Source organism: Pseudomonas sp. E6002 (genome assembly GCF_013385565.1).
In the GTDB taxonomy this organism is placed as follows: domain Bacteria; phylum Pseudomonadota; class Gammaproteobacteria; order Pseudomonadales; family Pseudomonadaceae; genus Aquipseudomonas.
Genome location: NZ_JACAPT010000022.1, coordinates 199281 through 209831 on the forward strand (window position 1 = coordinate 199281; position 10551 = coordinate 209831).

Below are 10551 nucleotides of genomic sequence, written 5' to 3' on the forward strand. Positions count from 1 at the left end.
CTAGCGATCATTCCCACGCTCCGCGTGGGAATGCATCCCGGGACGCTCCGCGTCCCAACCTCAAAATCGGACGCGGAGCGTCCAGGGCGGCGTTCCCACGCAGAGCGTGGGAACGATCTTCAGAGCTGACCGTCGCGGTCGCGAAAGCCCAACAGGTACAACACGCCATCCAGCCCTAAAGTCGAAATCGCCTGCTTGGCCGATTGCTTGACCAGCGGCTTGGCCCGGAACGCCACACCCAACCCGGCAATCGCCAGCATCGGCAAGTCATTTGCCCCGTCGCCGACCGCAATGGTCTGCTCCAGACGCAACCCTTCCTTGTGCGCCAATTCCCGCAACAGGTCAGCCTTACGCTGTGCGTCGACAATCGGCTCCACGGCCACGCCCGTCACCTTGCCGTCTACCACTTCCAGCTCGTTGGCGAACACATAGTCGATACCCAGCTTGGCCTGCAATTGCTTGGCGAAGTAGGTGAAACCGCCCGACAGGATCGCGGTCTTGTAGCCCAGGCGCTTGAGTTCGGCGAACAGGGTTTCGGCGCCTTCGGTCAGGCGCAGCGAGGCGCCGATGGAGTCCAGTACGCTCACATCCAGGCCCTTGAGCAGCGCCAGGCGCTCCTTGAAGCTGGCACGGAAATCCAGCTCACCGGCCATGGCACGCTCGGTGATTTCCGAGACTTGCTCACCTACACCGGCAGCCTTGGCCAATTCGTCGATGACTTCGGCTTCGATCAGCGTCGAGTCCATGTCGAACACCGCCAGGCGGCGATTGCGGCGGAACAGCGAGTCTTCCTGGAAGGCGATATCGACATTCAGCTCCTGGGCAACGCTCAGGAATTCGGCACGCAGGGCCTGGGGATCTGCCGGCTCACCGCGTACGGAGAACTCGATGCAGCCCTTGCCCTTGTCTGCTGGCGTGTCCAACGGCATACGACCCGACAGACGGTCAATGTGGTCGATATTCAAACCGTACTGAGCCGTGATCGAACTGACACGCTGCAATTGCTCGGCCGTCACCTTGCGGGTCAACAGGGTCACGATGTGGCGTTTTTTGCCCTGGCCGGCCACCCAGCTCTGGTAATCCTCTTCGGACACCGGGGTGAAACGCACCTGCTGATCCAGCTTATACGCCGTAAACAGGATGTCCTTGAGCACGGACGAGGCCTGCTCGGTGCTGGGAATTTCCACCAGGATGCCGAACGACAGCGTGTCGTGAATCACTGCCTGGCCGATGTCGAGAATGTTCACACCACCCTGGGCCAGAACACCGGTAATGGCTGCGGTGAGACCCGGACGGTCCTCACCTGTGATGTTAATCAGGACAATTTCGCGCAAAGCGCACCCCCGAGCTGGAAAAAAACCGCATTCTACCCACTTTCAGTGACCATCGGGCACAGCCAGCGCTTTGCCGGTCTTGGGCCTGTCGCTATACTGCGCGTCAACTTCACGGACTAAAGAGCCGAGCTTAAGTGAACCGGCCCACGCCAGTAAAAACCGATAACTTCTTCCTGCTGATCTTCCGGGCACTGCGCCACCGCCGTGTACCGATCGCATTACGCATCGCCAGCCATAACGTGATCCTGGTCGCCCTGGCCCTGGTCATCTACGCCTGCGTGATGGGTTTGCAGTTCAAGCAGGCCATGCACGAGCAAGCCGACGCTTTGGGCGAGAGCCTGACCACCCAGACCGCCACCTCGGCGACTGAGTTGTTGGTGTCCAACGACATCCTCAGCCTCAACGTGCTGCTCAACAACCTGACCAAGAACCCGCTGGTGGCCCACGCCGCTATCTATAGCGTGGACAACCGGATCATGGCCGAAGCCGGGCAACGCCCGAAAAACGGCCTGCTGGGTGAAGCCGAAGGCCTGTACCAGAGCAATATCACGTTTCAGGACGTGAAGGCCGGCCAACTGCGCATCAGCCTGGACATGCAACAGTTCCAGCAGCCGATGACCATCAGCCTGCAAAGCATGGGTATCTTGAGTGCGATCCTGCTGGCACTGTCCCTGGCCTTGAGCCTGCGCCTGGGCCGGCATATCTCCACGCCACTGATGCAACTGCGCATCTGGCTGCGGGATATCGATGAACACACCCCGGCCACCGACCGCCAGGACGAAATCGGCGACCTCGCCCGCCAACTGCACACCAGCTTCGCGCCGGAGCCCGTAGTGCCCGAGGTTGAACCCGAGCCCGAGTTCGACGACACCGACTACGAAGACGACGAGCCCGAGTTTGAAGTGCGCAACCTGCGGGACCCGAGCTTCGACGAGTCTGCGCCGGTGGCGGCCCAAAAGCCGGCGACCCGTCATGTGATCAAGGCAGAAGAAGACGAACTGGACGAAGAAGACCCGTTCGCCGATCTTCGCGATACTTCAGTGCCAACCGCTCCTGCTGTGCAGCCTGCTCCGGTGCGCAGCACCCAGCCCCAGCACAGCGCCGTATTGGCCGTGCAACTGGGCGCACAGGATCAACTGCGTCGCTTGCCGCGGGCACGCCTGACCGAGCTGCTGGAACGTTATCGTGACTGCCTCGACCAGGCGGCCTCGCTGTATCAGAGCGAACTGCACACCCTGAACGACGGCAGCACCTTGATGCTGTTCCACAGCGAAGACAGCGGCGAAGACTACCTGACCAACGCCATCTGCTGCGGTGAACTGCTGCGGGCCCTGGGCCATGCGCTGCAAATCGAAGTGGCCGACAGCGGCATCACTCTGCAACTGCAATTGGGCCTGACGGTGGGCGACGATCTGTATGGCATGAGCCAGATCGATCTGCTGCTGACCGAGATTGCCCAGGATGCGCTGGCCTTGTCGCAACACAGCCGCAACCTGCTGCTGGTGGAACGCAAGATCAGTGACGACGTGCTGATTCGCCAGCGTGCGCGGATCCGCCCGATTGCCAGCCCTGAAGGTGCGTGCTGTGTGGAGCGGTTGATGGAGCCTTACCCGTCGATGCTTGAGCGCCAGCTGGCGCGGATGCATGAGACGCGGGCGAAGAACTAAAGAACAACGCAAATCAATGTGGGAGCGGGCTTGCTCGCGAAAGCGGCCTGTCAGTCAGCCTATGTATCGACTGATCCGCCGCCTTCGCGAGCAAGCCCGCTCCCACATTAGATCTGCGTACCGCTCAAATCCCGCACAAACAAAAGGCCCGCTCATAAGCGGGCCTTTTTGTTGGTCTGTATTCAGGTCAGAACCTGAACACTTCCATATCGGTGCGAATCGGCACGGCCATCGGCATCTTCGGCTTCTCCGGTGCCGCAGCCTTGGGCTGCGCCGGGGCCTGTTTGCGTGGCGCTTCTGCCACCGCTGGCTGATTGGCCAATGGCTTGAGGGCCACCGACAGCTGGTCAGCCAAACGTTGCAGCAACACACCCTGGGCCTGGACCTGGGACGCGGTGCTGCCGCTGTGCTCTTCCTGCAAGTGCACGATGCGGTTATCCCGCACCTGGCCACGACGGTCGATCAAGCGCCATTGCGCGTCGAGGATAGCGGGCTGCGAAACGCCCGAGTCCAGTCGCGTAATGGTCAGCAGCACCTGTACGTCCGGGGCAAAACCCAACGGCGCCGGCGCCAATACCACACGCTGGCTGTCCAGGTGGCCAGCCACCTGGCGCAACATCAACTGATTGATGTCGGACGAAAGGCTACCGGCCCAGCGGCCATCGGTGGAACCTTGCAGGCTGCCGTCGTTCTGACGTTGCAGCAGGGTTTCACGTTGCAGGTAGTCGGCCACTACAACAGGGCCAAGCAATACAGCCATGCCGGCACTTTGTGCAGGCTGAGCCGGACTTCCACTGTCCAGCTGATACAGCGACACCGGTTGGTGTGTGCTGCAACCCGCCAGGCCCAAAAGGCCAGCGAGCAACAAAAATAAAGGAAGGCGCGGAGCAGTCATCATCCCATCCAGGTGGCTGCCACAAGGCGAACCACAATGTAATACTCAAAAATAACCTGTACGCGCTCAGCCACGCCGGCGCTGGAAAGGCCATATCATCCGTGAATATGCGCCATGACTCCAGCGCGAAAGCGTCGATCTACGGGTTAAATCGTAGATCGGGCGCTCTATATCGCCTTAAACGGGCGTTTCCACCAGTAAAGCGTCCACTCGCTGGAAGCCGCGCGGCAGTTTATTGCCACGACGACCCCGCTCACCCTTGTAGTGCTCGAGGTCGTCAGGGCGCAGTGACAACGTGCGCTTGCCGGCCTGCAACACCAGGGTCGAGCCTTCCGGGATCACGGCGATGTCGGTCACGTACTCTTCGCGACTGGCCACCCGCTCCCCGGGAATACCAATGATCTTGTTGCCCTTGCCTTTGCCCAACTGCGGCAAATCGCTGATCTTGAACACCAGCAGGCGCCCTTCGGTCGTCACCGACGCCAGCCAGTTGCCTTCACGGTCTTCCACCGGACGCGGCAGGATCACCTTGGCGTTGTTCGGCAGGCTCAACAACGCCTTGCCCGCCTTGTTCTTGGCCTGCAGGTCTTCACCCTTGACCACGAACCCATAGCCCGCATCGGAAGCGATAACGTACAACGAGTCATCGTCCGGCAGCAGCACGCATTCAAAATTCGCACCCGGCGGCGGTGTCAGGCGCCCGGTCAACGGCTCGCCCTGCCCCCGCGCCGATGGCAAGGTGTGCGCCGGCACCGAGTAACTGCGACCGGTGGAGTCGATAAACACCGCAAACTGGTTGGAACGCCCCGCCGCCGCGGTTTTGAAACCGTCGCCAGCCTTGTAAGACAGGCCGGTGGCGTCAATATCATGCCCTTTGGCTGAGCGAACCCAACCCTTTTCCGACAGAACGACGGTAATTTTCTCGTTGGGCAGCAGCTCGGTTTCGGTCAGGGCCTTGGCTTCGGCGCGCTCGACAATCGGCGAGCGGCGGTCGTCGCCATAGGTTTCGGCGTCCTTGATCAGCTCGGTGCGCACCAGCTTCTTCAGCTTGGCCTCGCTGCCCAGCAGGGCCTGGAGCTTGGCTTGTTCCTTGAGCAGCGCGTCCTGTTCGTCCCGTAGCTTCATCTCTTCCAGTCGCGCCAACTGACGCAGACGGGTGTCGAGGATGTAGTCGGCCTGGATTTCGCTGAGTTCGAAGCGCGCGATCAGCTCGGCCTTCGGGTGCTCGGCGGTACGGATGATATGGATCACTTCATCCAGGTTGAGATAAGCGATCAGCAAGCCGTCCAACAGGTGCAGGCGGCGTTCGACCTTGTCCAGGCGGAATTGCAGGCGGCGACGCACGGTCTGCACCCGGAATTCCAGCCATTCCACCAGCAAAGCCCGCAGGTTCTTCAACTGCGGCTTGCCGTCCAGGCCAATGATGTTGATGTTGACCCGATAGCTGGACTCCAGCTCGGTGCTGGCGAACAGATGCTGCATCAGCACTTCATGGTCGACCCGGCTGTTGGTCGGGATGATCACGATGCGGCACGGGTTTTCGTGGTCGGACTCGTCACGCAGGTCGGCGACTTGCGGCAGCTTCGACGGCTTGGCCTGCATCAGCGCGGCAATCTGCTCCAGCACCTTGGCCCCGGATACCTGATGCGGCAGCGCGGTGACGATGATGTCGCCGTCTTCGATGTGGTACACGGCGCGCATGCGCACCGAGCCTTTACCGGTCTGGTATATTTTCAGCAGGTCGGCGCGAGGCGTGATGATTTCTGCTTCGGTCGGGTAATCCGGGCCCTGGATATGCTCGCAGAGCTGTTCGACCGTAGCCTTCGGCTCATCCAGCAGGCGCACGCAGGCGCTGGCCACTTCCCGCAGGTTGTGGGGCGGTACGTCAGTGGCCATGCCCACGGCGATACCCGTGGTGCCATTGAGCAGGATATTCGGCAAACGTGCCGGCAACACCAGCGGCTCGTCGAGGGTCCCGTCAAAGTTCGGGCCCCAGTTGGCCGTGCCCTGGCCCAGTTCGCTGAGCAGCACTTCCGAATACCGCGACAGACGCGCTTCGGTGTAACGCATGGCGGCGAAGGACTTCGGATCATCCGGCGCACCCCAGTTACCCTGGCCGTCCACCAGCGTGTAGCGGTAGCTGAACGGCTGGGCCATCAGCACCATGGCTTCGTAGCACGCCGAGTCGCCGTGAGGGTGGAATTTACCGAGCACGTCACCGACGGTACGCGCCGACTTCTTGTGCTTGGAGTCAGCGTCCAGGCCCAACTCACTCATCGCATAGATAATGCGCCGCTGTACGGGCTTCAGGCCGTCGCCGATATGCGGCAAGGCACGGTCCATGATCACGTACATCGAGTAGTTGAGGTAGGCATTTTCGGTGAAGTCAGCCAGCGACCGGCGTTCAACGCCATCTAAGCTGTCTGCAAGGATGTCACTCATGCGGGCCTCATCATTGTTTGGTCTGGCGCAGCAGCAAAGTGCCGCTGCGCTGGGTAAATTCAAGTTGTTTCAATGCACTCATGCCCAGCAATACCTGTTCATCGCCCAAACCCGGTACCACGATGGCGCGCACGTCCCGAAGGACGATATTGCCCAGTTGCAGGCGGCCCAACTCGGTCCGAAAGCCCTGGGTTCGCCCGTTGGCCGTACTCACGCCAACCGGCATGCCGCGTTCAAGCCCGAGACGGTCGGCCAATTCAGCCGGAACCGCCACGTCGGTGGCCCCGGTGTCGAGCATGAACTGCACCGGCTTGCCGTTGATCTGGCCAGTGGCGACAAAATGCCCTTGGCCGTTGCCCAGCAGTTTTACTTCGATATAACCCTCGTGCTGCTCCGAGGTCACCACGGCATTGGGGTTTTCCTGTCGCGCTTCCCACTGCCCAAAAAATCGTGTCGCCAAAAACAGGCCGGCACCCCACGCGACGAACATCAACACACGCCCGGCGCGCTTGCCGGGTGGTTGCGCACTCATGGCTTGGCGCTCCAGCCACCCGCAGGGGCGGCGAAACGATAGACCACCGGCCGCTTTTCGCCATCGGCGCGGGCACCGAAGTTGTTGTCCAGGCCGATCCACGCGCCATCGGCCTCCACCACCAACGCTTCGGCCAGGCCGTAGGGCTGGTTGTATTGGCGCTGCGGCGCCAGCATTTCATCGGCGTAGGACCAGCATTGTTCGGCCTTCGCCGTCACGGGATCACGACGGCACAACTGAAACTGGCTGCTTTCGAGGGTGAACAGCTTGCCCTCGAACAGCGCGACGTCAGAGAAATTGCGCGAAACCGCCTTGGCCTTGGGCATCTGTGCCGGCTGCATCTCGGTGCCCGCCTCGCTCAACAACACACAAGGACCGTCGCAATCCCAGAGCGATTGCGGACGCTTGATCGAAATCAACCCGCGCCGCTCGCGTTCAGCCGCCAGCCAGATTTGATTGCCCTCAGGGTTCACCGCCAGGCCTTCAAACAACGCATTGAAGTGCAGCAGCATGCCACTGGCCCGAGCCTCACGCACCATGCCCGGGGCGATCTTCAACCACTCCGGCGCACCGCTCACCGGCACTTGCAGCACCGCCGCATGGGCTTCGCTGACGATGTAACGGTTGCCCGCCGCATCGCAGCTGATGCCTTCAAAATCCAGGTCACCACCGCGAATCAACGACGCCGCCTTGGTGCGCGAGCGCAAGCCAAAGGGCAAGCCGGACTCCGGCACCGGCGGTACGTCGATCTTCACCGTTTCGGCCTGCCAGGTATCGGCACTGATATCGAGATGGTAGATCTGATCGTCGTCGCGGTCGGACACCGTCCACAACTCCTTGCCGCACATGGCCAGGCCCGACAGGTTACCGCCGCGCATGCCTTCCACCGGGTGTTCCGACAACAGCTTCAGCTCAGCCGCAGGCGCTGCGACCACCGAGGTGGCCGCCAACCCGCTCAACAACAGTATCGCCAGGGCGAAACCGCTGCGCATCAGCCCAGAACCTCGGCCAGGTTGCCCTTGGACTCCAGCCAGTTCTTGCGATCCGGCGCGCGTTTCTTCGCCAGCAACATGTCCATCATTTCCGAGGTGGCGGCGAAATCTTCCAGGGTCAACTGCACCAGGCGCCGAGTGTTCGGGTCCATGGTGGTTTCCCGCAGCTGCGGCGGGTTCATCTCACCCAGGCCCTTGAATCGGGTGACCTGCGGCTTGCCGCGTTTCTTCTCGGCCACCAGGCGGTCGAGAATGCCATCGCGCTCGGCTTCGTCCAGGGCGTAGAAAATCTCTTTGCCCAGGTCGATGCGGTACAGCGGCGGCATGGCGACATAGACGTGACCGGCATCCACCAATGGGCGGAAGTGCTGGACGAACAATGCACAGAGCAAGGTCGCAATGTGCAAGCCGTCGGAGTCGGCGTCGGCGAGGATGCAGATCTTGCCGTAGCGCAGCTGACTCATGTCCGCCGCGCCCGGGTCGACACCGATGGCCACGGCAATGTTGTGCACTTCCTGGCTGGCCAGCACTTCACTGCCATCGACTTCCCAGGTGTTGAGAATCTTGCCGCGCAGGGGCAGGATCGCCTGGAATTCCTTGTCCCGCGCTTGCTTGGCGGAACCGCCGGCAGAATCACCTTCCACCAGGAACAGCTCGGAGCGCATCGGGTCTTGCCCGGCGCAGTCCGCCAGCTTGCCCGGCAGTGCCGGCCCCTGGGTAATGCGCTTGCGTTCGACTTTCTTGCTGGCCTTCAGGCGACGGCCGGCGTTGTTGATCGCCAGCTCCGCCAGGGCCAGGCCCAATTCAGGGTGTTCGTTGAGCCACAGGCTGAAAGCGTCCTTGACCACCCCGGAGACAAACGCCGCTGCCTCACGGGACGACAGGCGCTCCTTGGTCTGGCCGGAGAATTGCGGCTCCTGCATTTTCATCGACAGGACGAACGCGATCCGCTCCCAGACGTCTTCCGGCGCCAGCTTCACGCCGCGCGGCAGCAGGCTGCGGTATTCGCAGAATTCGCGCATGGCATCCAGCAAGCCCTGGCGCAAACCGTTGACGTGGGTACCGCCCTGGGCCGTCGGGATCAGGTTGACGTAGCTTTCCTGGACGCTGTCGCCACCTTCCGGCAGCCACAACAAGGCCCAGTCCACGGCTTCTTTATTACCCGCCAGGCTGCCGCAGAACGGCTCGTTCGGCAGGCGCTCGAATTCGCTGACAGAGTCTTCCAGGTAGGAACGCAGGCCGTCTTCGTAATGCCACTCGACCTTTTCGCCGGTGCCTTTGTCTTCAAAGCTGACCAGCAGGCCCGGGCACAGCACAGCCTTGGCCTTGAGCACATGCTTGAGGCGGCTGATGGAGAATTTGGGTGAATCGAAGTATTTCGGGTCCGGCGCGAAGTACACGCTGGTGCCGGTGTTGCGCTTGCCGACGGTGCCGATCACTTCCAGGTCGGTGGCCTTGTAGCCATCGGCGAAAGTCATCTGATACTCGTTGCCGTCGCGCTTGACCTTGACCCGTACGTGGTTCGACAGGGCGTTGACCACGGAAATACCCACACCGTGCAAGCCACCGGAGAACTGGTAGTTCTTGTTGGAGAACTTGCCGCCGGCGTGCAGCTTGGTGAGGATCAGCTCGACGCCCGACACACCCTCTTCCGGGTGAATGTCCACCGGCATGCCACGACCGTCGTCGGACACTTCCAGGGAATGGTCGGCGTGAAGGATGACTTGTACCGACTTGGCGTGCCCGGCCAAGGCTTCGTCGACGCTGTTGTCGATGACTTCCTGGGCAAGGTGGTTCGGCCGACTGGTGTCGGTGTACATGCCGGGGCGTTTGCGCACCGGGTCGAGGCCCGAGAGGACTTCGATGGCGTCGGCGTTATAAGAGCTAGCGCTGGGAGTGGCCATGGGGTCTCGTCGTGAGTCGTTCGATTAAAAAGTAACCTGCGGTTTCACAATGCGGTGAAATCGAAGGATTGGTACTGATCGGAGCCTATGCCGGCAAAACTCAACAGCGCCGGTAACTGTTGGGCAAAGCCCTGGTAACCGTGATCGCCACCGGCCTGGATGCGCAAGGCACAGGCCCGGTAATACTGCTGGGCGAGGCGATAATCCAGTGTTTCATCGCCGGTCTGCAACCACACCTGATAACGCTGGGCGTCCTGGGGCGCCGGCACTTCCAGCTCGGCCAGGGCCGCGACGTGGTCGTGGGTCAGCTCCCAGGTCTCATCGGTGTAGAGGTTCTTCTGGGTGCCCAGGTAACCGTCGAACATCCGATGAGGGCTGACTGCCGGGTTGACCAGCAAGGCGTTGAGGCCATGGCGTTCGGCAAGATGGGTTGCATAGTAGCCGCCGAGTGAGCTGCCTACCAGCAGTGGCCTTCCGAGGTCACGGATAGCCGCCTCCAACTGGGGGATCGCCTGGCGGGGGTGGTGATGCAGGGCCGGCACGCGCAGTTGGTCGGCCAGACCGAGGCTGTCCATCACGGTGATCAACTGGCTGGCCTTGTTGGAGGCGGGAGCGCTGTTGAAGCCGTGGATATACAAGATCGATGCGGACATTCCGGGTCCTCTGTGGGTCAGCTCAAAGAGGGGGCAGTTTACAGGGAACTTGAGGGCTAGGCTCTAGCGGGGTTTCTGGGTGCGTATCCGTTATTTGGGTGAGGGCTGATAGCACAGCGGCCTACCGGCCGG

The 10551-nt window shown here is 61.7% G+C and carries 8 protein-coding genes; 1 reads left to right on the plus strand and 7 read right to left on the minus strand.

Annotation, left to right across the window (positions count from 1 at the left end):
- Nucleotides 1–119: 119 nt before the first annotated feature.
- Nucleotides 120–1334 (minus strand): phosphoserine phosphatase SerB, encoded by a 1215-nt coding sequence (gene serB / locus HX815_RS17955; RefSeq protein WP_003217536.1) that lies wholly within the window; start codon nucleotides 1332–1334, stop codon nucleotides 120–122.
- Nucleotides 1335–1468: 134 nt separating this feature from the next.
- On the opposite strand from serB, the gene HX815_RS17960 reads away from it, so the two are divergent.
- Nucleotides 1469–3001: an AhpA/YtjB family protein gene (locus tag HX815_RS17960; RefSeq protein ID WP_008439111.1), complete on the plus strand. Its 1533-nt coding sequence runs from the start codon at nucleotides 1469–1471 to the stop codon at nucleotides 2999–3001.
- 187 nt (nucleotides 3002–3188) lie between these two features.
- Here the strand turns inward: HX815_RS17960 and HX815_RS17965 are convergent, their stop codons facing one another.
- The 6 genes from HX815_RS17965 to HX815_RS17990 all read right to left on the minus strand — a co-directional run bounded on the left by HX815_RS17965 (nucleotide 3189) and on the right by HX815_RS17990 (nucleotide 10419).
- Nucleotides 3189–3896 (minus strand): membrane integrity-associated transporter subunit PqiC, encoded by a 708-nt coding sequence (locus HX815_RS17965; protein ID WP_003217538.1) that lies wholly within the window; start codon nucleotides 3894–3896, stop codon nucleotides 3189–3191.
- A gap of 177 nt (nucleotides 3897–4073) precedes the next feature.
- Nucleotides 4074–6338 carry a DNA topoisomerase IV subunit A gene (gene parC / locus HX815_RS17970; RefSeq protein ID WP_003217539.1) on the minus strand — a complete coding sequence of 755 codons (2265 nt, stop codon included), beginning with the start codon at nucleotides 6336–6338 and terminating at the stop codon, nucleotides 4074–4076.
- 10 nt (nucleotides 6339–6348) lie between these two features.
- A complete protein-coding gene (locus tag HX815_RS17975) occupies nucleotides 6349–6870 on the minus strand; it encodes a TIGR02281 family clan AA aspartic protease (protein WP_177028652.1) in 522 nt (173 codons plus the stop codon).
- Nucleotides 6867–7862 (minus strand): esterase-like activity of phytase family protein, encoded by a 996-nt coding sequence (locus tag HX815_RS17980; protein WP_177028653.1) that lies wholly within the window; start codon nucleotides 7860–7862, stop codon nucleotides 6867–6869. The genes HX815_RS17975 and HX815_RS17980 overlap by 4 nt, the downstream gene beginning before the upstream one ends.
- Nucleotides 7862–9766: a DNA topoisomerase IV subunit B gene (gene parE / locus HX815_RS17985; protein ID WP_003209518.1), complete on the minus strand. Its 1905-nt coding sequence runs from the start codon at nucleotides 9764–9766 to the stop codon at nucleotides 7862–7864. Before parE ends, HX815_RS17980 begins: the two co-directional genes overlap by 1 nt.
- Before the next feature lie 44 nt (nucleotides 9767–9810).
- The gene (locus HX815_RS17990; protein WP_003209516.1) at nucleotides 9811–10419 is read right to left on the minus strand and encodes a YqiA/YcfP family alpha/beta fold hydrolase; all 609 of its coding nucleotides are present in this window, start codon (nucleotides 10417–10419) and stop codon (nucleotides 9811–9813) included.
- Between the last annotated feature and the right edge of the window lie 132 nt (nucleotides 10420–10551).

What these genes read in the sequence shown, in the direction of transcription:
- HX815_RS17990 (WP_003209516.1), bottom strand. Translation starts at nt 10,419, where the DNA reads ATGTCCGCATCGATCTTGTATATCCACGGCTTCAACAGCGCTCCCGCC.
- HX815_RS17975 (WP_177028652.1), bottom strand. Translation starts at nt 6,870, where the DNA reads ATGAGTGCGCAACCACCCGGCAAGCGCGCCGGGCGTGTGTTGATGTTC.
- HX815_RS17980 (WP_177028653.1), bottom strand. Translation starts at nt 7,862, where the DNA reads ATGCGCAGCGGTTTCGCCCTGGCGATACTGTTGTTGAGCGGGTTGGCG.
- HX815_RS17965 (WP_003217538.1), bottom strand. Translation starts at nt 3,896, where the DNA reads ATGACTGCTCCGCGCCTTCCTTTATTTTTGTTGCTCGCTGGCCTTTTG.
- parE (WP_003209518.1), bottom strand. Translation starts at nt 9,766, where the DNA reads ATGGCCACTCCCAGCGCTAGCTCTTATAACGCCGACGCCATCGAAGTC.
- parC (WP_003217539.1), bottom strand. Translation starts at nt 6,338, where the DNA reads ATGAGTGACATCCTTGCAGACAGCTTAGATGGCGTTGAACGCCGGTCG.